Source organism: Pedobacter nutrimenti (genome assembly GCF_003208655.1).
Taxonomy (GTDB): domain Bacteria; phylum Bacteroidota; class Bacteroidia; order Sphingobacteriales; family Sphingobacteriaceae; genus Pedobacter; species Pedobacter nutrimenti.
In genome coordinates, this window is sequence record NZ_QKLU01000002.1 from 721,809 (window position 1) to 746,548 (window position 24,740).

General features: G+C 41.4%; 22 protein-coding genes. 17 read left to right on the top strand and 5 right to left on the bottom strand.

Annotation, left to right across the window (positions count from 1 at the left end):
* Positions 1-8 precede the first annotated feature (8 nt).
* From B0O44_RS07860 to B0O44_RS07925, 14 genes are all read left to right on the top strand, one after another.
* Complete coding sequence (locus B0O44_RS07860; RefSeq protein WP_110828976.1) at positions 9-731, top strand: cytochrome c oxidase subunit 3; 723 nt, start codon at positions 9-11, stop codon at positions 729-731.
* A gap of 18 nt (positions 732-749) precedes the next feature.
* A complete protein-coding gene (locus tag B0O44_RS07865; RefSeq protein ID WP_110828978.1) occupies positions 750-1,106 on the top strand; it encodes a cytochrome C oxidase subunit IV family protein in 357 nt (118 codons plus the stop codon).
* A gap of 1 nt (position 1,107) precedes the next feature.
* Positions 1,108-1,812, top strand: a complete 705-nt coding sequence (locus tag B0O44_RS07870; RefSeq protein ID WP_110828980.1) for an SCO family protein — start codon at positions 1,108-1,110, stop codon at positions 1,810-1,812.
* 12 nt (positions 1,813-1,824) lie between these two features.
* On the top strand, positions 1,825-2,403 hold the full coding sequence (locus B0O44_RS07875; RefSeq protein WP_245943618.1) for a DUF420 domain-containing protein: 579 nt from the start codon (positions 1,825-1,827) through the stop codon (positions 2,401-2,403).
* Positions 2,404-2,548: 145 nt separating this feature from the next.
* Entirely contained in the window at positions 2,549-3,166 is a 618-nt protein-coding gene (locus B0O44_RS07880; protein WP_110828983.1) for an RNA polymerase sigma-70 factor, read from the top strand.
* A 116-nt stretch (positions 3,167-3,282) separates the two neighbouring features.
* Positions 3,283-4,251 carry a FecR family protein gene (locus B0O44_RS07885; RefSeq protein WP_110828985.1) on the top strand — a complete coding sequence of 323 codons (969 nt, stop codon included), beginning with the start codon at positions 3,283-3,285 and terminating at the stop codon, positions 4,249-4,251.
* Between the two features lie 35 nt (positions 4,252-4,286).
* Positions 4,287-7,937, top strand: a complete 3,651-nt coding sequence (locus B0O44_RS07890; RefSeq protein ID WP_110828988.1) for a SusC/RagA family TonB-linked outer membrane protein — start codon at positions 4,287-4,289, stop codon at positions 7,935-7,937.
* Positions 7,938-7,947: 10 nt separating this feature from the next.
* Complete coding sequence (locus B0O44_RS07895; RefSeq protein WP_110829219.1) at positions 7,948-9,417, top strand: RagB/SusD family nutrient uptake outer membrane protein; 1,470 nt, start codon at positions 7,948-7,950, stop codon at positions 9,415-9,417.
* A gap of 18 nt (positions 9,418-9,435) precedes the next feature.
* On the top strand, positions 9,436-10,782 hold the full coding sequence (locus B0O44_RS07900) for a zinc-binding metallopeptidase (protein WP_110828991.1): 1,347 nt from the start codon (positions 9,436-9,438) through the stop codon (positions 10,780-10,782).
* A gap of 31 nt (positions 10,783-10,813) precedes the next feature.
* A complete protein-coding gene (locus tag B0O44_RS07905) occupies positions 10,814-12,088 on the top strand; it encodes a DUF4302 domain-containing protein (protein WP_110828993.1) in 1,275 nt (424 codons plus the stop codon).
* A gap of 23 nt (positions 12,089-12,111) precedes the next feature.
* Positions 12,112-12,831 (top strand): hypothetical protein, encoded by a 720-nt coding sequence (locus B0O44_RS07910; protein ID WP_146229782.1) that lies wholly within the window; start codon positions 12,112-12,114, stop codon positions 12,829-12,831.
* Between the two features lie 180 nt (positions 12,832-13,011).
* Positions 13,012-13,263: a hypothetical protein gene (locus tag B0O44_RS07915; RefSeq protein ID WP_110828998.1), complete on the top strand. Its 252-nt coding sequence runs from the start codon at positions 13,012-13,014 to the stop codon at positions 13,261-13,263.
* Positions 13,256-13,918: a DUF2461 domain-containing protein gene (locus B0O44_RS07920; RefSeq protein ID WP_110829007.1), complete on the top strand. Its 663-nt coding sequence runs from the start codon at positions 13,256-13,258 to the stop codon at positions 13,916-13,918. The genes B0O44_RS07915 and B0O44_RS07920 overlap by 8 nt, the downstream gene beginning before the upstream one ends.
* Positions 13,919-13,942: 24 nt before the next feature.
* Positions 13,943-14,785 carry an OmpA/MotB family protein gene (locus tag B0O44_RS07925; protein WP_110829009.1) on the top strand — a complete coding sequence of 281 codons (843 nt, stop codon included), beginning with the start codon at positions 13,943-13,945 and terminating at the stop codon, positions 14,783-14,785.
* Between the two features lie 62 nt (positions 14,786-14,847).
* Here B0O44_RS07925 and rfbC read toward each other — a convergent pair whose 3' ends face one another.
* Genes rfbC through B0O44_RS07940 form a run of 3 tightly spaced genes read right to left on the bottom strand, consistent with a single transcriptional unit; the run spans position 14,848 to position 17,541 of the window.
* Complete coding sequence (gene rfbC / locus B0O44_RS07930) at positions 14,848-15,402, bottom strand: dTDP-4-dehydrorhamnose 3,5-epimerase (protein ID WP_110829012.1); 555 nt, start codon at positions 15,400-15,402, stop codon at positions 14,848-14,850.
* 7 nt (positions 15,403-15,409) lie between these two features.
* Complete coding sequence (locus tag B0O44_RS07935; protein ID WP_110829015.1) at positions 15,410-15,712, bottom strand: DUF4286 family protein; 303 nt, start codon at positions 15,710-15,712, stop codon at positions 15,410-15,412.
* Between the two features lie 20 nt (positions 15,713-15,732).
* Positions 15,733-17,541, bottom strand: coding sequence for a tetratricopeptide repeat protein (locus B0O44_RS07940; RefSeq protein WP_110829018.1), 1,809 nt, complete (start codon positions 17,539-17,541; stop codon positions 15,733-15,735).
* Between the two features lie 175 nt (positions 17,542-17,716).
* On the opposite strand from B0O44_RS07940, the gene B0O44_RS07945 reads away from it, so the two are divergent.
* Genes B0O44_RS07945 through B0O44_RS07955 form a run of 3 tightly spaced genes read left to right on the top strand, consistent with a single transcriptional unit; the run spans position 17,717 to position 21,973 of the window.
* A complete protein-coding gene (locus B0O44_RS07945; protein ID WP_110829020.1) occupies positions 17,717-19,600 on the top strand; it encodes a S9 family peptidase in 1,884 nt (627 codons plus the stop codon).
* Positions 19,601-19,610: 10 nt separating this feature from the next.
* Positions 19,611-21,278: a sensor histidine kinase gene (locus tag B0O44_RS07950; RefSeq protein ID WP_110829023.1), complete on the top strand. Its 1,668-nt coding sequence runs from the start codon at positions 19,611-19,613 to the stop codon at positions 21,276-21,278.
* 5 nt (positions 21,279-21,283) lie between these two features.
* A complete protein-coding gene (locus B0O44_RS07955) occupies positions 21,284-21,973 on the top strand; it encodes a response regulator transcription factor (protein WP_110829026.1) in 690 nt (229 codons plus the stop codon).
* Here the strand turns inward: B0O44_RS07955 and B0O44_RS07960 are convergent, their stop codons facing one another.
* Both B0O44_RS07960 and B0O44_RS07965 read right to left on the bottom strand, forming a co-directional pair.
* A complete protein-coding gene (locus B0O44_RS07960; protein WP_211321334.1) occupies positions 21,974-23,233 on the bottom strand; it encodes a metallophosphoesterase in 1,260 nt (419 codons plus the stop codon).
* A gap of 1 nt (position 23,234) precedes the next feature.
* On the bottom strand, positions 23,235-24,728 hold the full coding sequence (locus tag B0O44_RS07965) for a sigma 54-interacting transcriptional regulator (protein WP_110829029.1): 1,494 nt from the start codon (positions 24,726-24,728) through the stop codon (positions 23,235-23,237).
* Positions 24,729-24,740: the final 12 nt, after the last annotated feature.

Consider the following 24,740-nt stretch of genomic DNA (forward strand, 5'->3'; position numbering starts at 1 on the left):
TTTTTAAAATGGATTCATTATCACAATTAGATCAGGTAAAAACTACTGCGTGGAGCGGCGGCCGTTCACCATGGTCCGTAGAGTATGGAAAAATAATGATGTGGTTTTTCTTGCTATCAGATGCATTTACATTCTCCTCATTATTGGTATACTATGGTGCACAGCGTTTTACTAAATTTGCATGGCCTGATCCTGATTTGGTGTTTCAGTCTATACCAGGTATCAAAGACAGCGGTGCTCCCCTTGTTTTCGTAGGTTTAATGACCTTTATCCTGATTATGAGTTCTGTAACCATGGTTTTAGCCGTAGAAGCAGGGCACAGAAGAGCAAAAAAAGAAGTTATTGGCTGGATGATTGCAACCATTATCGGTGGGTTTATGTTTTTGGGTTGCCAAGCTTTGGAGTGGAGCCATTTGCACCATGAAGGTTTCTGGTGGGGAACAATTCCTGGAATTGAAGAACTGAAGCACTTTTTTGATCCTTCGGTAACCAATGAAGCGGCGATGAAAGTTTCAGGACAACAGTTTGCAAACCTATTTTTTACCATTACAGGTTTCCATGGTTTCCACGTATTTTCAGGAGTTCTGATCAACTGTATTATTCTTGGTATGACCATTAACGGTACTTTTGAACGTCGTGGACATTATTTGATGATTGAAAAGGTTGGTTTATACTGGCACTTTGTAGATTTAGTTTGGGTATTTGTATTTACCTTCTTTTATTTAGTTTAACCCTTTTATAACAGAATTATGTCAGAACATCATACACATACAGAAGAGCACGGACATGGCGAACATGCCGCTCTTGACAAGAAAAAAATATGGCAGGTATTTGGTATCCTGCTGGTCATTACAGTCATTGAATTTATCATTGCATTGGTGATTATTCCAAAAGGCTTAATGTCTCAGCATGTAGGTAACTTCGTGTACATTGCATTGACCTTATTAAAAGCATTTTATATCGTTGCTTATTTTATGCACCTGAAGTACGAAAAACTGGGTTTGCAGCTTTGTTTAACGGTGACATTTGTTTTTATCCTTTATTTTATAACCTTAATGCTGATTGAAGGCGGTTACCTGCACTTGCATATGTCGGCTGCTGTTTAACATGAAGGGAACTTCAATAAAAAAAATCTTAATCCTGGTCACCATTTTAGCGGTACCAGGATTTTTATATTATTTGCTAACCGAAAAGGGAAAAAACAGGTACAAACCACTTCCTTATTTTGGTCCAAAAGCGGTTGCTTCTACATTTCATTCTGTGAGGGGTAAACAGATCCCGGATACGGTTTATCATGAAATTGCCGATTTTAAACTGATCAATCAAAATTCTGATACCCTGAACTGGAAAAGCTTTGAGAACAAAATTCTGATCCTGAACTTGTTTTACAGTAATGATAACCCGGGAACAAAACTTGCAAATAAGGTGATCAAGGATTTCGAAAAGCAATATGGCAAGAATACGGTCATTCGCTTTGTGAGCGTTAGTATTGACCCTAAAAGAGATCGGCCGGAAGTATTGTCAAAATATGCTGCCCAACTTAACGCAAAGGCTGGAAAATGGGACCTGTTGACTGGTGACAGCACGCAGGTTTATAACCTGGCCAACAAACAGCTGCTTGTAGATGCCTTACAGAAAACAGACAATGGAAAAACGGGTTTTATTTACAATAACCTATTTTTGCTCATTGATCCCCAGCATCACATCAGGGGCTACTATGAGGCGGCTAATCAGGAAGCTTTGGCTAAACTGGATGATGAGATTAAAGTCCTGATTGTGGAAGAACTGCGTAACAATAAAGACGGAAGATAACAGAATAGACAAATGGCTATGAATATTAATGATAAATTCTTTTTAAGATTAATCTGGGTGGTAACTGTAGTGGTATTGGCGGTGGTGGTTGCACTTAAACTGCTTCCTCCTCCTCAGCCCAAACCATCATTTATTTATTTGCTTCCTCATATTATTGGGGGAATTAATGCGACCTGTTCTGTTTTGCTGGTCTTATCATTGATTTTTATCAAAAACAAGAATATACAGGCACACAAAGTAACCAATGTGATTACTTTTATTCTTTCTGCCCTTTTCCTGGTCTTTTATATTCTTTTTCATTTATATGAAAAGGATACCAAATTTGGAGACATCGACCATGATGGTGTTTTATCAGCAGCAGAAATTGCAGCCGTTGGTCTGAACCGGTATATCTATTATTTTATTTTACTCACCCACATTCTGCTGGCAATTGTGGTATTGCCGCTGATCCTGATCAGCTTTCTCAGGGGCTTCAGTATGCAAATTGAAAGGCACCGGAAAATCGTCAGATGGGCTTACCCGGTATGGCTCTATGTAGCGGTCACAGGAGTCATTGTGTATGTAATGATTTCTCCTTATTACAATTTTTAAAATTTGCTATAGTTGCTGGAATCTTCGTGTGAAAATTGATTTTCTTGGATTATAATCCAGTAAATTGATTCTTAAATGTTATTTTAGGGTTTAGAAGCAAATTTTGCTTCAGCTAATAAACTTTATAAGGACCCGGTGGATTTTCATGCAACTGAATGAATTAGATCTTATCTCAACAGGAAAGGATCTGCTCGAATTGATTGAGCAGGAAGGCAAAGAAGCTTTCACTGCTTTTTATTCAGAAAATTTTCAAAAACTAATACTGGTATCAGACCGGTATGTGAAAAACATACATGCCGCCGAAGAAATTGTACAGGACATGTTTTTGAAGATCTGGGAAGAAAGGGAAATTCTGAACAATGTGAATGCGATAAAACCCTATTTATACAGGAGTGTTGTCAATTCCTCGATCAATTTTGTAAACCGGCAGCGCTCTATTGTAAAACATCATTTAAAAATAGCAGAACACCTGACCAATGACGATATCGAGGTACTGGATGAACAGAATGAGTTACTGGTACTTTTATACAATGAGATTGAATTACTTCCCGAAAAATGTCAGCAGGTATTTAAACTGAGCAGATTGGAAGGCTTAAAATATAGGGATATTGCTATCCAATTGGGCATATCCGAAAAAACTGTGGAAAATCACATGAGCAATGCGCTCAGACACCTCCGGGCCCGGGTTTTATATAGTGTCCAAAACAATAATTCTGCTACCAAGGCAAAATATTTTTCTCTTCTTAGTTTATTTTTATACTAGTTCTATAGTATTTAAAAGAAATACTTTTTTTTTCAAAAAATGACTAGGGGTTTTTGAACCCTTATTTGTCATCCCCTTGAACCAACCAACCAAAACCAACATTTAAACTAAACCAATTGCAAGAAAACCTAGCTTTTCAGAATATAATTCTGTGCCATTTTAACGAGCCCGAAAATGAGGATCTGGCCCTCAAAGTTAATGAACTGAGAAATCTGTCTGCCGAAAACGAAGCCTATTTTCAGGAACTGAAGCGCATATGGGATGCTGCTCCTGAAACCGGAAAACTTTCCGGTGTAGATTACCAGGCTTCTGTAAAGAATTTCAAACTTAAATTAGGAAAACCGGCTGGTGGTAAATCGAAAAACGCCCTGCTGTGGATCCGCAATATCGCTGCAATTTTAGTCCTGTTGTGTGCAGGCTTGTGGGTTTATAACGAGAAATTTTCGGTAAAATACCTTGTTAAAAATACAGATCAGAAGATCGACTCTGTTTTTTTGGCTGACGGGACAAAAATAATGCTGGCAGAAAATACCTCTGTCCGGTACCCGGATCATTTTAAGGGCAGCACCAGGGAAATCAGTTTACTAAAGGGGCAGGCCTTCTTTAAAGTTCACAGAGATCCGGCCCATCCTTTCCAAATTGGAATAGGACAATCTAAAGTCCGTGTTTTGGGAACTTCGTTTAACATTAAATATTCTGCCACCAATATAGATGTTTCAGTTGCAACAGGTAAAGTTAGTTTTTTACCTAACCGCATCAGTGAACCGTCTATTTTAAGCGCTGGTCATGCCATTTCCTATAATCTTAAAGAAAATCGCATTCAGGCCCTAGATGGAACAAACGCGAATTCCTGGATGACCAAAGAACTTCGTTTTGTGGATATGCCCCTGAATGAAGTATGCAAACAACTGGAAGATTATTACCATATAAAATTTGTACTGTTTGACAAGTACAATGCAGCTAAAAAATTCAACGCCAATTTTAACAACAGTAACCTTGATGAAGTACTTGCTGTATTAAAAGTAACCTACAAGATAAAAATAGACAGAAGTGATGCACTGATTGTCTTAAAGATTGTAAAATAAATCAACAATAAACCAAACCAACTTAATTACTAATTATGGAGAAAAACTACGAAAAAGCCATTCGGAGATTGAAGTACAGCGTAATAAGCCTGTTATGCTGTGCTCTTTTCTGTTTGTCTCAAGTCAGGGCGGAAAACATACAGCGGACCGGTCTGAGGGTGGAAAGATTAGACAGTTATTTAAAAAAAATAGAGCTTGCCTATCAGGTGAGTTTTGTCTATGACGCAAATCAGATTAATAAGGGCATGCCAATTGAGGCTCCTCAAAAACTGGTATCTATTAATTCAGACCTTGAACCGCTCCGCGAGAAAGGGATTGATTACAACATTATGGGGAAACAGGTGATCCTGAAAAAAATTCCTGTAGTGATCAGAGAAAAAAGTGAAATTATTGTAAAGGGGCATGTGCGCTCCAAAAAAGACAATGATTATTTACCAGGCGTGAGTGTACGGGAAAAGGGCATAAAAAATGCAGTTTCCAGTAATAATCAGGGAGAGTATCAGATTCGGGTGAAAGAAAATGCCACTTTGGTGTTCAGTTTTATTGGTTATAAAACAGTTGAAGTCGTTGTTGGCGGAAAAACAGTGATTGATGTAGCCCTTGAAGAAGACGCAGGCCAGCTGAAAGAGGTAAATATTGTTTCCACGGGTTATCAGGATTTGAATAAAAAACTGTTTACGGGTGCGGCAACATCTTTAAAAGGATCTGACGTCAAACGGGATGGAATAACCGATGTAAGCCGCATGCTTGAAGGACGGGTTGCGGGTGTCTCGGTACAAAACGTATCTGGTACTTTTGGTGCAGCACCAAAGATTCGTGTGAGGGGAGCAACTTCAATCAGTGGAGATAACAAACCACTTTGGGTGGTTGACGGTGTTGTTTTGGAGGATGTGGTGAACATTTCCAATGAGCAACTTTCTACCGGTGATGCAAATACCCTGATCGGTTCTTCCGTTGCGGGATTGAATCCTGATGATATTGAAAGTTTTAATATCTTGAAAGATGCTGCTGCAACAGCTCAATACGGCGCAAGAGCAATGAACGGAGTTGTGGTGGTGACGACAAAAAAAGGTCGTAATACAGAAGGAAAACCATTAGTTTCTTATACAGGTAACTTTTCAACGTATTTAAAACCTTCTTACAACAATTTTGACATTTTGAATTCAGCAGATCAGATGAACATTTATCTGGAACTACAGAATAAGGGTTGGTTGAATCAGGGCGTCACTGCAAATAATGCCAATGGAGGTGTTTTTACTAAAATGTACAATGAAATGTACAAATATGATCCTGCAACAGATACCTATGCCCTGAGAAACGATGCCCCAAGTCAAAAAGCATTTTTACAACGCTATGCGAATGCCAACACCAATTGGTTTGATGTGTTGTTTAAAAATTCTTTGTTAATGGAACATTCCCTGAGCGTAACCTCGGGAACAGAAAAATCACAGTTCTATGCTTCTACCAGCTTTTTAAACGACAATGGTTGGACGATAGGAGATGGCGTGAAACGTTTTACAGGTAACCTTAGGGGAACTTTTAAATTAAGCGATAAACTAAGCTTTGAATTGCTTACCCAGGGATCGGTCCGTGACCAGAAAGCTCCCGGTACACTGGGTAGAAACAGTAACCCGGTATTTGGACAATACGACAGGGATTTCGACATTAACCCTTTTAGTTATGCCCTCAATACCAGTCGTGTTTTGACCCCTTATGATGCAAATGGTAATCTTGAATATTTTACCCGGGACTTCGCCCCATTTAACATCATCAGTGAACTTCAGAACAATACCCTGGGTTTAACCCAAATTGATTTTAAAGGCCAGTTAGGTGTTAAATACAAGATCACATCAGATTTACAGTATTCTTTTGACGGTGCTTACCGTTTTGCAAAAACCAATCAGGAACATAAAATTACGGAAAATTCCAACCAGGCAAATGCATATCGGGCAGGGATTAAAGAACAGAATTCAACAATCATTAAAGCAAACCGGTTTTTATATAAAAACCCGGATAATCCCAATGCTTTACCGGTTTCTGTACTTCCTTTTGGGGGTTTTTACAACACTGTTGACGACAACATCACCAACTATTATTTCCGGAATGCAGTGGAGTGGAACAAAACCTATAATGAAGACCATTTGCTAAATATTTATGCAGCCCAGGAATTAAGATATATTAATCGTCAGCATAAAACCTTTGATGGTTATGGTTATCAATACGACCAGGGCGGGGTACCGTTTATAGATCCAAACATTGTGAAGCAAAATGTTGAATCCAATTTCAACTATTATAGTATGCGTTACAACTATGAACGCTATTTGAATTATTCTGCCAGGGCTGCTTATTCTTACAAAGGTAAGTATGCAATTAATGCAACCGGACGTTACGATGGTTCCAACCTGCTTGGGGAATCAACTACTGCCAGGTGGTTGCCAACCTGGAACGTTTCGGGTTCATGGAACATTGATACCGAAGATTTTATGAAAAAATCTTCCATCTCTAAAACCATCAACAGGGCAACTTTACGTGCAACTTATGGTTTAACTGCAAGTATTGGTAATGCGAGTAACTCCAGCCTGGTATTGCAGGCCAGAAGCACCAGAAGACCTTATCTTTCTGAAAAAGAAACCGCTTTATACATTGCAGGTCTGGAGAATTCCCAGCTTACTTTTGAAAAACAAAAAGAATTCAACTTAGGTCTGGATTTGGGTTTCTGGAATGACCGCTTAACGCTTACAGTAGATGCCTATGACAGAAGAGGTTTTGATTTGATCGGGCCCATCAGAACAGGCGGAATAGGCGGTGAGGAAATCAAAATAGCCAATTATGCGGATATGCGTTCTAAAGGTATAGAAGCAACTATTGGGGCAACTATTTTTCAAAGACAGGATTGGGGCTGGAAGACACAGCTGAACTTTGCACACAACACCTCTAAAATCACTAACCTGCAAAACCAACCTTTAATATTCGATTTGGTTGGGCCTGATGGCGGTGCTCAGTTGGGTTATCCGCAACGGGGTTTGTTCTCTATAGATTTTCAAGGATTAACCCATGATACAGGTGTGCCACAGTTTATCAATGAAGATGGCGTAAAAAGCACCAATGTGTATCTGCAGAGTAACATCACCAAATATTTAAAATATGAAGGTCCTGTAGATCCAACGCTTTCGGGAGGTTTCTATAATGCATTCAGGTACAAATCATTCTCTTTTAGTGCACTGGTTACCTTCAGTGCCGGGAACAAAGTGAGGTTGAATCCAATTTTTAAAACCAATAACGGAAATGTTTCCTTCTCTGATCTGGATGCGATGCCTTCTGTTTTCCTAAACAGATGGGTAATGCCTGGGGATGAGAACAGGACCAATATGCCTTCTATCCTGGACATCAGAAATGTGAAGACACTGGATGGTTATCCATATAACAATTACAATTATTCTACAGAAAGGGTTGCAGATGGAGGATTTGTAAGGTTAAAAACGGTCTCTTTAAGTTATGCATTTAACCCGGCTCTGGTGGGCAAATTCGGTTTAAAGAACGCTTCATTGAGTGCCGTTGCCAATAACGTCCTGTTGATTTATTCAGACAAAGCATTAAATGGACAGGATCCGGAGTTCTTTGGCTCGGGTGGTGTGGCCTTGCCAATTCCGCGTCAGTTCACTTTGTCTTTAAAGGTTGGATTTTAATTTTTATATCATGAAAAAATCATATCATATTATATCTCTGAGCCTTGCCGTTCTTGTTTTTGGCGGGTGTAAGAAATTTTTAGAAACAGCTCCCGATCAGCGGACTAAATTAAATACCGTCGAAAAGGTAGGAGAACTGCTGGCCACAGCTTATACCCAGGCCGATTATGTGACCTTTGCGGAAGCTGCTTCTGACAATTCAGAAGATAAAGGGATAAATGTTGGAGAGATCGCTGTAGAGAACCAGGATGCATATCTATGGAAAGACGTTAGTGGCAGGAACAGCGGAACACCTATTAATTTCTGGAATTCAAGTTATGCAGCTATTGCAGCGGCCAATGCTGCACTGACGGCCATTAATGAGGCCCCTGATAAAACAGGTTATTTACCTTATAAAGGAGAGGCATTGATCGCCAGGGCTTATGCACATTTTATGCTGGTTAACCTGTTTTCAAAGGTATACGATCCCACAACGGCAAACGATTCACCAGGTATCCCTTATGTAACCCAACCAGAAAAAGTAGTTTTTGGACAATACAGCAGGGAAACTGTCGCAGCAACCTATGACCATATAGAACAGGATTTGTTGGAGGGTTTGCCTTTGCTTAGGGACAATGCTTATAAAGTTCCGAAATATCACTTTAATGTAGCTGCGGCAAATGCTTTTGCTGCCCGTTTTTATTTGTTTAAGAGAAAATACCAAAAGGTCATTGATTATGCAAATGCTGCAGTGCCTAATAATGGCTTTGCGTCCGTGATCCGTCCCTGGAATACCCGTTATTATAATGCAACAGCAGATGAGTTCCGGATTGCATTTACGCAAGCTGCAGAAAACTCTAATTTGCTGATTACCGAAGCTCCATCTTACTGGGCCCGTAGCCAACCTTTTTACCGCTACGGTATGGGATTAACACTAAATGCAGCTTCCCTTGCTGCGAACGTTACCGGAAGTAATTTCAATGCATTGAAAGTTTACAATTACGGGGTACCTAACTATACGTTCTATAAATACCTGGAATTATTTGTACGCAGCAGTCCGAATGCAACAATTGGTGTGCCTTACACCATGATGATCCAGTTTACTACGGATGAACTTCTGATGAACAGGGCCGAAGCCTATGCGAATCTGGGGCAAAGTGATCTTGCCTTGCAAGATATAAATACTTTTGCCAGTACAAGGATCAGACCTTACAGTGCAACGGCCAATGGGGTTACCCTAGCAAAAATTGCTTCTTTTTATGGTACAACGGATGCCAAGCAGGGTTTAGTGAATACCGTTCTGGACTTTAAAAAACAAGAGTTCGCACAGGAAGGAATGCGCTGGCTGGACATCATAAGACTGGGCTTGACCGTAAAACATAACATTAAGGCGGCTAATAATTCCGATACTTATGTGACTTTGACACCTTCAGATCCACGTCGTTTATTCCAGCTTCCTTCGGAAGTTACCTTATCAGGTATTGCATTAAATCCGAGATAACATTTAAAATTTAGAAAGATGAAAAAAATATTTATAATAAGTCTCTTCGCAGTTTTTATGGGCTTTGGTATTACTTCTTGTAAAAAGAACGAGACCCTTAATGCGAATTTAGATGCTATAGACAGAAACGCAACCGTCAAATCTTCTTTAGATACCTGGCTGGAGGTAAATTTCTTAAACCCTTATAATATAGAGGTTAAATACCGTTGGGATCCTTATGAAGCCGATTTGGATAAGAATCTGGCCCCGCCAAAAGAAAACCTGATTATCCCTGCAATGGAAACTGTCCGGGACATTTGGATCAGGCCATACGAAAAGGTTGGTGGTGCGAATTTCATGAAAATAAATACCCCAAAACAATTTTACCTGATTGGAAGCCCTTCCTATAATGGAGATGGAACGATCGTACTGGGAACTGCTGAAGGAGGAAAAAAGATTGTTTTATATGTGATCAATTATTTTTCTAAAAGCAATACAGCCAATACAAGAGAAATGATCCATACCATTCAGCATGAGTTTACACACATTTTAAATCAGAAAACACCTTATAAGCCCGATTTTGATCTGGTCACCAAATCTGACTATACGGCAAACTGGAACATTCCAAATCTGACTACGGCAAGGTCCCTTGGTTTTATTACCCAATATTCCAGGTCTAATCCTTTAGAGGATTTTGCAGAAATGGTTTCCTCTATGCTTCAGTATGGAAAATTACAATATGATGCGATTGTAAATGCATTGCCTGCCGATCCTCAGGCCAAGCTTCGTAAAAAGGAGCAATTCGTGGTAGAATATTTCAGAACAGTTTGGAACATTGATTTTTATGCACTTCAGGCTGAGGTTACTGCGGCTACAGATCGCAATGCCCCTCCTTTAAGTACAGTTCTGGGAACCGGTCAAACCTATACGACATTTACGGCCAGTCCTTCAACCCAAACCCCGCAGTCAGCTGAGTTTTTGGGTTTATGGAACACCTCTAAAACCGCTATGGCTGCACAAAATTTTGTGCTGACACAATATTCAATGACTTTTGGAACAGGCAACCTGATGACTTTCAGGTATACTTTTACCAATACGGCAGGAACAACCACTTATTATGGGGATATAGATTATACCATGGCCATAGATGGAAATGGTGTTGCCACCCTTACGCCGGTGTCACCTCAACCAACCACCACGACTTACGGAAACTATGGTGTGATCAAAAACTCAGTTGCGGGCATAGCAAACTATCTGCTCAACAACAAGTTTAAAATTGATTATGCTCCAAATGTGGTTGCGGGAACAAAAGGTTTACCTGGTGCTTTTGGTGCATTTTACAAATCAACAGACCAGAACTCCTATCTGATCGGAACATTGAATTAACAAAGGGATTTAAATCAAATTATATATTCTGATGAAAAAATATTTATTATATGGTCTCCTTTTCACTGCGCTGTTTGGCAGCTGTAAGAAAGGGATAGACCCTGCACCGGGTGAAAGACCGGAAGAACGCACTGCTGCGGCCATGAAGTCTTATAGTGATGCCCTGACCGGAAATACCACCGGATGGAAGGCATTTTTGTATCCAAGTGGTGGTGGTGTTTATTTGTTCTCGATGAAATTTGGCACCAATGACAGGGTCAATATGCTTTCGGACATAAATGCAACAACATCGTCCACCAGTTTTGAGAGTACTTATCGCTTAAGGGCGCAACAGGCACCGTCTTTACTGTTTGATACCTATTCCTATATTCATTTGCTAACAGATCCCGATCCAAGTTCAAATGGCGGCGCAGCCGGAGCAGGTTATAATTCAGATTTTGAGTTTTATTTTGATAAAATAGCCGGTGATACCATCAGGCTGGTTGGAAACAAATTAGGAAGCAAACTTGTGCTCGTTAAAGCAGCCTCAGCGGCAGATTATACAAATTTTACGACTGGAACATTGGATGTGTTAAATAAACTGAGCCGGTTAAAAACATACTTTAAAAGAACGACTATTGGCGGGGTAGATTGCGAGGTTAAAATCAATTCAGCAACAAGAGCACTGACTTTTTCTTACTTAAACGGGGCCAATATGACCTCTGTGACCAGTGGCTTTTATGTGGATGGAACAACTATAGTGTTTTTAAGCCCCTTAACGATTGGGAGCACAAAAGTGACTGACATCAAAGCTGTAACATTTGACGCGGCAACTACAACGTTTTCAGGAACAATAAACGGAAGTGCATTTCAGTTGAAAGAAGCTATAACACCATTAAAATATGATATGACTTGGGCGGCCACCTTTTACAATAGCCCTCCTAATGGTGCTTATTGGACTGCTTCAGCTGGTTTTACAATTGATGGTGTGCCGGACGCTTATAAGGTAAGGACAATTCCGGCTTTTGGGTTTTTACTTTTTTACCCGAAATATAATCCTGCTTATTCCAGGTTAGGTTTTATTGTTGATAATGCATACGGTGCATACGGACCGGCCCCGGTTGCATCTTTCCCTGCAAATGGAACAATTAAGTTTACGAATTTTGGTTCATTTGGTACTGCTCCGGCTAACATTTTACCAATAGTAACTTCAACGACAAACAAACTATATGATGCCGGAGGATTTTATGTGATAAAAACCGGTGTGACCTCTTATGATTTGGTGAGTTTTACTGATGCCAGAGCATGGATTAGCTGGAAGGAATAGGATCACTTAGTAAATAAATGAGTATGGAAAAAAACAAAATATTATTTTTCTCGCTGGTATTTTTTACAGGATTATTATCCTGTAAAAAAGAAGACGAAAGGAAAACGGACTTAGGTACTGGAAAAAGTAAAAAACTTGACAACCTTTTGGTGGATAATACTTATAAGGCAGGTTATGAGGTTGGGGGAACTATAGGGTGTACCATTCGGTTTACAGACAAAAATAGTTCAAAGTATGGAGATAATGATGCCTACGATCAGTGCTATAATGATCAAACGCACAAGGATCCTACTTTCCCAGCCGGATCAGGAAACGGACATGTATTGGTGCCACCAGCTCCAGATGTTGGGACACCTCTGGAAGATTTAGAACAGATGCAAGATAGGTTAATGACCTATTACTGGGAGTTGTTTGGAGTAGCTGAGCCTCAGAGTTATAATGAATTTGCTTTCATCAGATCGAAATTAGCCGTTTATAATGCTGTAATAACAAGTGTGTTTACCGACGTCATGGGTAATTTGGTCATACCGGAGGATAGGTTGACCAGGCGGACCATGTTACAAAATTATAATGGTGTGTTACCCGATGGCATTATTCAATATGCTGATTTTGTTTATGGTGAACATTTCTTTATGAAACTCAAAGTTGCCTGTCATTTATATTCATCAGACCCGGCAGCCAATGAGTTTACAGAAATATATTCTTATGGGGTCAAAACATTTATAGGTTTTTTTCATGGATAAATTTTTGAAACAACGAATACAATAGGTGAATACGCTCCCCCTTCTTCCGGATGGAAAAAGGGGATATACTAATCAACGTCGCTCTATCTAAGCCGAACAATTGTCCGGCTTTTTTATTTAATGACTTGTCCTTCACAATTCTTTATCCCTGATTAACGTTCTTTACTTATATTTGCTTTTATGAAGAGGATTGCATTTATCGCCGTTTTTATCCTGCTTTCTGTCTTTTCACAGCACCAGACTGCAGTTGCCCAGTGTGCAATGTGTACCATCAGTGCAGAACAGGGCGTGAAAAACGGAAATACCCAAAGTAAAGGATTAAACACAGGTGTACTTTATCTGATGGCGATACCCTATCTTTTAATAGGGGGGCTGGGTACCTTGTGGTATTTAAAATACCGTAAAAAGAACATCAGTCTGAAACATGATTAAAGCTTCTACCTTTGCCTTTTTAAAAGACATTGCCCGCAACAACAATCGGGAATGGTTTGCAGAACATAAACCAGCCTATGAGCAGGCCAAAGAAGATGTGTTGGCTTTTGTAAAAAAGCTTATCCCTGAAATTGCAAAGACCGACCCCTTGTTATCGGCAGATACCGATCCTAAAAAGTGTGTGCTTAGGATTTACAGGGATGTCAGGTTCAGTAAAAATAAAGATCCTTATAAAATCAATTTTGGAATCTGGTTTTCTTCCCGCACAAAAGTGGGACCGGAGCCGGGTTATTACCTGCACCTGGAACCCGGAAACTCTTTTATTGCCGGAGGTTACTGGATGCCGGAAAGCGCTCATTTAAAATTGATCCGTCAGGAAATTGATTACAACATTTCAGATTTTCTGGAAATTGTAAAGGAAAAGAATTTTTCGGAGCACTTTAGCTTCAGTATGGAAAACTCCCTGAAAAATGCACCCAAAGGATACGATCCTGAAGATCCGAACATTGCTTATCTGAAGCTTAAAAGTTTCGAAGTCATTAAAAATTTAAAAGACGAAGAATTTTTTAAACCGGAAATCGTTAATAAGTTGAAAAAATACTTTGAAACCATTTATCCTTTAGTTGCATTTTTACGGAATGCAATTGAGCAGTAATTAAAAACACATACGAACACTTTAATGAAACAGACTTTTTTTGGCCTGGCCATATTCCTTTTGATCGCCTCCATGACCTCTTGCGTGGTCCTCTCTCCTAAAAAATATAAAGGTTTGCTGGCCAAGCAGGATTCCTTAAGCAATGGCTGGCTCGAATCTCAGTACAACAACCAGAAGCTGGAAGCCATGCTGGCGAAACTACGCAAAGATACCGCTTCTATTAACGGACAGCTCAATGACCTGAATGGGAAATACGCTGAAATGGGTGGAAATTACGCTAAATTAAAAGACAACAGTTCTTCACAGATCAGCAAGCTGTCTGGTGACCTGAAAGCCCGGGAGAAACGCTTAAAAGAAGTCGAGGAAATTCTCCGTAAACGGGATGAGGCCACCAACCAGCTGAGGGAAAAATTACAGCAGGCATTACTTGGTTTTACCAAAAGCGGTTTAAGTGTAGACATTAAAAACGGAAAAGTTTATGTATCCCTGACAGATAAACTGTTGTTCCCTTCTGGAAGTATAGTTATTGATGAAAAGGGTAAACAGGCCCTAACGCAGCTGGCGACCGTTTTAAAAGAACAGCCGGAAATTAATATTGCTGTAGAAGGGCATACAGATTCACAGAAAATCAATAACCTTGGACAGATCAAAGACAACTGGGACCTGAGTGTATTGAGGTCAACCTCGGTGGTCAGGTATCTGACAGAAGTTGAAAAAGTAGAGCCTGTTCGGATGACGGCTACCGGTAAGGGCCAGTACCAGCCCCTGTCGCCCAATACCAATGCCGAAAACAGGAGTAAAAACCGAAGGATAGAAATTGTATTGTCACCAAAACTGGATGAACTGTACAATCTGATCAAACAATAAATAAACAGACATAAAAAAGCCTGGTCATATCCCATGACCAGGCTTTTTTATGTCTAAAAATTTTAAAAAGGACTGTTGAAATCTTTAAATGAAGACAGCAACAGGTCTTTATCGGATAATAAAAGATCATTTTGGGAAATGTCTTTGCTCCAGTCGATATTCAGATCCGGATCGTTCCACATTACCCCAACTTCAGAATCCTTATCATAATAATTGCTCACTTTATAGGTAAAGATGGTCTCGTCTTCCAGTGTCAGAAAACCGTGTAAAAATCCGGGAGGTACCCAAAGTTGTTTATGGTTTTCACCACTGAGCTCAATGCTATAGTGCTGTCCGTAGGTCGATGAATTTTTACGGATATCCACTGCAACATCCAAAACGCGGCCACGGATGACCCGGACCAGTTTTCCCTGGGCAAAAGGTGCTTTTTGTGCATGGAGCCCCCTTAGGGTTCCTTTTTGTGAAAAGGACTGGTTGTCCTGGACAAAGGTTACATCAATACCCCCTTCAGCAAGGATTTTAGTATTGTAACTTTCGTAAAAATATCCGCGGCTGTCTTTCCAGACCTTGGGTTCAATGACCAGCAGGTCGGCTATGGGTGTTTGTATTAAATTCATATGGAGATTAGTCAAGGTATTCCATCAAGGTCCTGAAGGCAACAAATTTGTCTTTAAAACGGGTGTTCAGTTCTTCCTGCAAGGCGGGCGCATCCAGTTGCTGGTAGTCCAGATAGTTTTCCATACTTTCCACAACATACTGGCTGCAAAAGGTCTGGCCTTCATTGGGAGAATCCAAAACGGCCAGCAGCCTGTTGGATACAAACCTGCCGGTTGCCATTACTTTTGGTATATGTACAGTTTTCATCCATTCCAGCCATTCCTGGGCCGAGGCGTCTTCAACAATCAGGGTAACATTATATAATAACATGCCGCAAAGATAATATAAAACTATAAGTCAACCGCATCGCCCCGGAGTTTCCGGAAATGTTTCCTGGCCTGAGAAACATACATGCTTCCGGGAAAATCTGTAATCAGTTTCTGGTATAAATTACGGGCTTCCTCGATTTTGCCAAGCCTGTTTTCGTACAGGTCCGCCAGCAGGAACAGGGCATCATCTGTCCAAAGGCTTTCTTTATGTTTATCGATAATGGTTTGTAGCATCAGGGCAGCCTGGCTAAGGTTGTTTTGCTGGATAAACAATTTGGATTTGGCCATCAGGATGTCATCGCTAAGGCTGTTTCCTGGAAAGGCAACCGAAATGCTGTCGAGCTTGATCAGGGCCTTTTGAGGCAGTTTTCTAAATTCCAGCATCTGAGCGTCTGCATACATTTTAAGCGCTGCACTGTCTGCTGCGGACTGAAGGTTATCTGAAATCAATAAACTCAGGTTTAATGCGTCGTTCGCAATAAGCTGGGAGGTGGAGGCTTTTAAAACATCCGCCTGCGATTTTGCATAGGCAAAATTTCCCTGGAAAAAGGAAAGCCTTGCCGAACGGAACATGGCTTCATTTCCGATGTCCTGGTTTTCAAACTTACGGGCGACCTGTTCATAAACCAAAAAAGCTTCCCAGGGTTCATTGTTCAGTACATAAATATCGGCCAGGTTCAGTTTGATGCGTCCGGCTTCTTGCATATTTAAGTTTGGAATTTTTAAAGCCTCTTCCAATGCATTTTCTGCTTTGGTAAAATTGTTCAGGTAATAAGCCTCCAGGTTGGCCAGACGGGTCATGGCAAAGAGCGTCCGGAGGTTTTTTCCAAATTCATTGATTAAGGCTTCATACTGAGCGGCCAGTTCGGCCACCGCAGTTTTTTCGAATTTGCCATCCAGCAGCAGATAATATTTGGTGTTGATGAGCTCAATTCGGGCAGGAAGATAATATTCTCCTTTATTTCCTTTGGCCATAAGGTATTCATAGGCTTTAATGGCGGTCGTGTTCGCCCCGTTTGAAATAAAAGTGGAGGCCATATTGAAAATTTCCTGATCGCTGTGGTTTAGTCTTTTGTCCTGGGCAATCAATTGGCGGAGGGCCATTTCAAACTCCTGCCTTTGCAGGTATTCCCAGATGAGCAGTTTATTGAGCGTTTCATTGTCCGGGTCTTTCTGGATTTTTTTGAGCAATACAGCCTGTAAGGTCAGGTAATCGTTACTGCTCTCAAAAACGGCCGATAAATTGGTCTGTGCCTGGATCAGCAGGGCAGGCATAGTGGGTAAAACGTTCATGTATTCTGCCACGAGTGCATTTTTATCCTTTTTGTAACGGTATAGGTTCAGCAGTTCAAAAGCAAACATCTGGTCATTTCCGCTTATCTTTCTGCCTTGTAAAAAAGCAGAGATGGCCAGGTCATAGTACTGAAACCTGTACAGGTAATTGACATACAAACGGATCTTGTCTTCTTCAGGAGGAAGGCTCGCGATAAACTGATTAAAGAATTTAGTTGCTTTTTCAGCCTGACCATTTTCCTGATAAATCCTGCCCATTGCAATTTCAAATTTCAAATTGCCAGGTTGGGTACCCAGGTATTTTCGGACCACCTTTTCTGCATCCTGGTATTGTCCTGTTTTGAGCAGGGCATTCAGATAAAGATCAAAATAAACTTCCTTTTTACTGCTTTCAAAAAGCTTTCCGAACAGTATTACAGCTTTAGGATAATCCCCCTGTTCATAATACTGATAGGCAGAAGCATCTTCACTGTTTCTTTGTGCCAGCAGGTAAATGCTCAGTAAGGACAAAAGGGTAGTAAGGATCAGCTTCTTCATCAGGGTTAAAAATAAGAATTAAGCTTCAATAAATTTGGACAGCTGCCCGAATATAATTCTGTAAGTTGTGAAAACCAATGTTTTAGAGGCGCTGCTTTAAAGTTAAAGTAACAATATTGGTGAATAATCTCCTTCGCTTGGAGGTGATGTGTATTTTTGTAAGCTAATTTATACTATGATCATACCTAAGAGATACATCTGGCTACTTTTGGCAACGCTCTTGTTTGCCTGCAAACAAAAAGGGAAAGAGATAGCTGTATCCGATTTCTTTAAATCCCAGGACAAATCGGGTTTTGCGCTTTCCCCCGACGGGAAAAGCCTTTCTTATTTTAAGCTGGAAGGGAAAAAGCAAAATATTGTTGTGGAAGATATTGCCAGTGGTGAATCCAGTCAGATTACCAATTTGAGCGATAAAAAGGTAAATTATTATACCTGGGTAAGTGATAACGAACTGGTTTACTATAAAAAAGACGGCTCTACCAGACAGATCGATGTGTTTATCATCAATAAGGAAGGCAAAAATGAAAGGCAGCTGAATGATAACGAGCGCAGCAGGATGCGGATCCTCAAAGACCAGCTGATCGATGATAAATACCTGCTGGTTTCATCCAACAAAAGAGATTCGACTGTTTTTGATGTGTACAGGCTTAACGTCCGGAACGGCAAAATGGAGATGGCGGTGAAAAACCCCGGAAACATCACCAGCTGGTTTACCGATGCAAAAGCCAAGCTTAGGCTGGCCACTTCCAGTGACGGGGTGAATGAAACCCTGCTGTACAGGGAAAATGAAAACCAGGAATTTAAACCGGTCATGACCAATAATTTCCGGACAACCATTAGCCCTGTTGCTTTTGCAGAAAGCAAACCGAATATTATTTATGCCATTTCAAATGTAAAGCGGGATAAAAATGCCTTGGTGGAACTGGATTGTAAAACCGGAAAAGAAAGCAAAGTCTTGTTTGGAAATGACAGCCTCAATGTGGTAGAAGCGCAATATTCGGTCCGGAAAAAGCGGATGGCTTATGTGGTGTACGAGACCTGGAAACGGCAAAAATATTATCTGGACGATACCGTAAAACGCTTCTATGAGAAACTCGACCAGTTGCTGCCCAATACGGATTCCTATATCGTTGACCGGGACAAAGCCGAAAACCTGTATGTCATCCGGACCTATACCGATAGAAACCCGGGCTCTTATTATTTGTATTTTGCCAGCAGCGGGACCCTGCGTAAACTGGCCGATGTCAACTCCTCTGTGCAGCCCGATGAGCTGAGCGAAATGAAACCCATTCGTTTTACCTCCCGGGATGGTTTACTCATTCAGGGCTACTTAACCCTGCCTAAAAATAAAGCGCCGAAAAATCTGCCAATGGTTGTTTTGCCGCATAGCGGACCTGGGAGCAGAAATGGCTGGGGCTATAATGCCGAGGTACAGTTTCTGGCCAACAGGGGCTATGCCGTATTTCAGGTCAATTACAGGGGCTCATCAGGTTATGGAAAAGAATTCAATGCAGCCGGTTTTAAACAATGGGGACTGAAAATCAATGACGATATAGAAGATGGTGTCAAATGGCTGATTAAAAAAAATGTGGTCAACCCAAAAAGGATTGCCATTTACGGAAGCGGTTTTGGAGGGTACATTGCCCTGAATAGTTTGTACGCCAGTCCGGGCCTGTATGCCTGCGCGGCTTCGAATTCGGGGGTAATCAATTTGTTCAGTTACCTGAAATCGATCCCTCCTTTTTTAAAAACCAATTTGCAGATGTATTATGATATGATCGGAAATCCGGTAACCGATGCCGATTATATGCGCCAGGCCTCGCCAGTTTTTCACGGAGATAAAATGAACGTACCTTTGTTTATTGCACAAAGCTCCAAAGAAAAATGGATCAATCCGGGTGAGGTGATCCAGTTTGTTAAAGAACTAAAAAAGCGCAAGGTAAATGTGACCTATCTGGAAAAACCAAATGCCGATTATCAGCAAAATACAGCGGAAGACAGACAGCGGTATTATATGGCCCTGGAGCAGTTTTTAGAAGCGAACCTTAAGAAGAAATAGACCGGTTGGGATGAACGCAGAAAAGAACAGCGGTTACCGTAAGAATTTTTCATTGATCGTTACCTTTATCATTCTGATTTCGGTCCTTTTTATCCTGTCTTTATTTCTGGCCTATAACTTTAGTAAAAAATTTATTGAAAACGATTTTGCTTCCGAAAAAGTAAAAGTGCTGGAAGAAAGTGTAAAGCCTTACAATAACTTTTTTCAGAATAAATTGCCCGAGGTCTCCTATTACAATGGTTACCTCGATTCTGCGACAACCGCTAAGTTTGTAGACACCCTTTTGCTGGAATACCCCTTTGTGTCCAGGGTGGTGTTTTACGATTCCGAAATTGCCAATCACCCGGTCAGGGACGGGCTCAATACCGGTCATTTTTCTTTTGGCCCCAAGGCGATTTACCAGTTCGGGAGCCTGGTGCCTGAAGATTCTGTTAAATTGTTCTCGGTAAAGGACAAACGCTCTTTTAGCAGGGCCGATGATTTTAATGCCCTGGGAATAAAACTGATTTCCTATGTGGAAAGGCTCGACACCACCAAGGTACCCAGCCAGGATGAGTTGTTCAGTAACCTGAGTATTGTCCGTTCCAACAAAATTACCTATTTAAATTTTCCGCGTTTTGAGGACCTTAAAATCTACAAACAGATGCTGCGGAAAGCTTTGGACCCGGCACCGGTTTACCAGCAGGACATGTTGTCTTTTTACCTGGACCCTTATAAAATCCGGATCATCAATTCCCGGCCAAGACTGTATCAAAACATCCGGATAGAGCCGCTGACTTACGATCCTCTGGATACCTCATCAGATTTTGTCGCTACAGAAATTGCGCTCCCAGGCCCTTTTTCAGACTATAAACTGTATTTTATCTCTGCAAAATCTTTTGTAGACCGTGAAATTCTGCGGTATTTTTTACCTATCGCCATTATTGTACTGGTGTTTTATGGCATATTGGTGCTGGTGGCTTATTTGATTTTCCGCAACCTGAACATTAACCACCGGATGTTTAAATTGCAATATGATTTTGTAAATAACCTTACCCATGAGTTTAAGACCCCTGTAAGCGTTATTAAAATTGCAGGAAACAACATCAAAAGCGCCGCGTCCCTTACCGAAAAAGAGCAGAAGCTGTACGGTAAAATACTGGATGAAGAAGCTGACAAACTCAACGGCCTGATGAACAAGCTGTTGGCCTTTACGCAGATTGAAAATAAAGCGATAGAGCTGAACCAGGAAAAAGTTTACATTAAGGACTTTATAGAAAGCACCATAGAGTCACATACTTTAAAACACCCTGATTTTGACTTCAGTTATGAAACTTCGGGCTTTGAGACTTTCATTACCGATCCGGTGCTGCTGGGGAGTTTATTTGACAACCTGGCAGAAAATGCCTACAAGTATTCTCCCCCTGAACGAAAAAAATTGCATATTACAGCAAGATTGATCAAAAACAGGGTGGTGATCCGCTTTACAGACCATGGGATAGGAATACCTTCCCCTCAGATCAATGACGTTTTTAAAAAGTTTTACCGCATTCAGAACCAATATAACCAAAACGGGAGTGTGGGACTGGGCTTGGCTTTCTGTAAGGAACTTGTTAACTTTATGAAAGGAGAGATCAGCGTGAAAAGTAAGGTAAACAAAGGAACAGAATTTAAAATTGTACTACCATTTAATGATTAAAACAGATGTCTAAAGGAATTAAAATATTAATAGTTGAAGACGATGAAAATTTACGTTTTCTTGTAGTACACCGCTTAAAATCAGAAGGCTATGAAGTTCTGGAGGTAGGAGATGGCGATGCTGCCCAAAAAATGATCATGGAAGAAAAACCGGATATCGTACTGATGGACTGGATGCTGCCTGGAAAACAAGGGGCAGAAGTTTGCGAGGAAGTACGTAAAATGGGTTTTGACAAACTGATCATTATGATGACGGCCAAGGCCCAGGACGTAGATAAGATTGACGCCTATAATTTTGGGGCTTCAGATTATGTGACCAAACCCTTTAACATGGACGTGCTGGTGGCCATGCTGGACAGCAAAGTGAAATTCCTGCTGAACAACGATCGCTCTGAAATACACCGTTTTGGAGATATGGAACACCATCCAAACATCCATACCCTGTACAGGCACGGAAAAAAGATAGAACTGACCATCCTTGAAAACAGGATCCTGCTGTATTTTCTGCGCAACCCGAACAAAGTGATCAACAGGGACGAATTGATGCTGGTGGTTTGGGGTTATAACTCAGATGTAAATACCCGCACCCTGGACATGCACATTGTCCGTCTGCGTAAAAAAATAGAAATCAATCCGGATAACCCGCAATTGCTGCAAACCGTAAGAGGGGTTGGATACCGTTTTAATGCGGGCTGATTAAGCCCGCTTCAATTCGAATATGGTGATTTCGGGTAAAATGCCTACCCGGCCCGGATAACCTAAAAAGCCATAACCCACATTGACATACAGCTGCTGTTGTTTTTCCTGGTACAGGCCTGCCCATTCCTTATAGATGTATTGAATCGGGCTCCACTGAAAATCTTTGGTCCTGACACCAAACTGCATTCCATGGGTATGTCCGCTAAACATGGCATCGATTTGAGGATACTTTTCCAGTACCTCTCCCCGCCAGTGGGAGGGGTCATGCGAAAGCAGTAATTTTACCGGCAAATCGTCTGTGTTTTTTACAGCAAGGTCCATGCGGCCGTATTTTGGAAAGCGGCCCATGCCCCAGTTTTCTATCCCCAGGATACCCAGTTCTTCTCCATCTACTTTTAACCTCCGGTGCTCATTCATAAGCAGGTCCCAGCCCATCACCTTATGCGTGGCAATCACATCTTTAAGGTTTTTGGCTTTGGCGGTAGAAGGTCCTCTTCCAAAATGGTAATCTCCATAATCATGGTTGCCCAGGGTAGAGTAAACCCCAAGCGGCGCTTTTACCTTTGTGAAAATATCCTGATAATCCCGCATTTCTGTGGCCATGTCGTTGACCAGGTCACCGGTAAAGAAAATGAAATCGGGTTTTTCAGCCAGGAGCATTTCTACCCCGCCTTTAACCGCTTTATGGTTGTAAAAACTACCCGAATGGATGTCCGAAATCTGTCCCAGTTTAATCCCTTCAAAAGCTTTGGGGAGGTTGGGAAGAATTAAGGTTTTCCTTTTGATCTTATAGTCATAGGCTCCTGAAACAATTCCCCAGCTTAAAGAGGTCAGGGGAACAGCAGCCACCACCAGTCCTGCTTTGACCAGGAAAGAAGAACGGCTGATGGGTTCTCCCAGGCTGGGGGATGCCGGTTTTTGAGGAACTGGCTTTTCGGTTTTAAAGCGCCGCAGCAGGCCCAGGACCAGGCGGCGCAGATCGTCAATGACCAGAAAGGGGATCAACACCACCTTACAGGCAATGGTCAGAAAATAAGCAACCAGGATAATGGCCCTTAAGGACAAAAATATGTTCAGGAATATGCCGCTGTATACGCCAATGGTGAGCAAAATGGTGTAACCCCACCACAACCAGGTAAAGCGTTTTTTTGCGCTTTCCGTCCAGTTTTTAAATGCAGAAAGTATGGCCTTGTAACAATAAAAGTCCAGGGCCAGCATGACCAGGGTGATCAGTATCAATATCGGTAAACGCCCCATCTTATCTAAAATCTAGATCATCATCCTCCTCAGGACTGCCACTAAACAAACTATCAAACATATCGGAAAAACCAAAGCCCCCGTCGAGGTAGTTTTTACTTAACATGGAATATTCTGCCAGGCCATGTAAAATAAACTCCATCATCAGCAGGGTTTGCACGGCACTGAGTTTGGGATGAAATTTTTTCACCATATCATGAAGGCCGGTTACCGACATCAGTTCTTTTTTATACTGGGCATCATTCAGCTGATCGGAAATGTCCAGCGTGTTGCCGTCTGTGAACCAATCGGCAATGGGCACATAAGGATTTGGGGTTTTAGCCCGCTTAGCTTTTTCCGGATCCGGAAAATAACGGGCAAATAAAGTTCGGATGGCTTTACCAATCAGGATATTGGCCACCTTTGCCGGACCTTCCAGTTCCCCTTCGTAAACCAGTTCAATTTTACCGGTCACGGCAGGAATAATTCCAATCATATCTGATAAGCGGACAAAAGTCTGTTTTTCATCATTGACAAGCATTCTTCTTTCGGCAGTACTGATCAGGTTTTCATAGGCCGAAATGGTCAGTCTGGCCGAAACACCCGATTTTTGATCTATAAACTCACTTTTACGGGCTTCAAAGGCAACTTGTTCCACCAGGTCCTTCAACAGGCCATCGGCCTCAATACAGCTTTTCTGTTCCTCTGTCAGTTTGGCTTCCTGGAAAGTGATTTTTCTGGAGATGCCTATACTTTTGGGGTAATGTGTCAGGATCTGGCTTTCAATTCTGTCTTTCAAAGGCGTCACAATGGAGCCCCTGTTGGTATAATCTTCCGGATTGGCCGTGAATACAAACTGCACGTCCAATGGAAGGCGAAGTTTAAAACCCCTGATCTGGATGTCTTTTTCCTGGAGCATATTGAACAAAGCCACCTGGATCCTGGCCTGCAGATCGGGCAGTTCATTAATGACGAAAATGCTGCGGTGTGCGCGGGGAATTAAGCCAAAATGGATCACCCGTTCATCGTTATACGTTAACTTTAAGGTCGCTGCTTTGATCGGATCTACGTCCCCGATTAAATCGGCGACGGTTACATCCGGAGTGGCCAGTTTTTCAGTGTAGCGCTCCGAGCGGTGTTGCCAGCTGACCGGGCACTGGTCCCCATGAATGGAAATTTCATGTTTTCCATACCAGGATATTGGATTTAAAGGGTCGTCAAAAACCTCGCTTCCGCTGATGTAAGGAATATATTCATCGAGCAGATTGACCATTAAACGGGCAATACGGGTTTTTGCCTGTCCGCGCAAACCCAAAAGTAAAATGTTGTGTCTGGATAAAATTGCTGTTTGCAGTTCGGGAATAACGGTTTCATCATAGCCCAGGATGCCTTCAAAACCAGCATCTTTTGCTTTCAACTGCCGGACCAGGTTTTTTCTAAGCTCATCTTTGACCGTTAAAGACTGATATCCGGAGGCTTTGAGGTCTCCGAGCGTTTTAATGTTTTTATAATCCATATTTAATAAAAT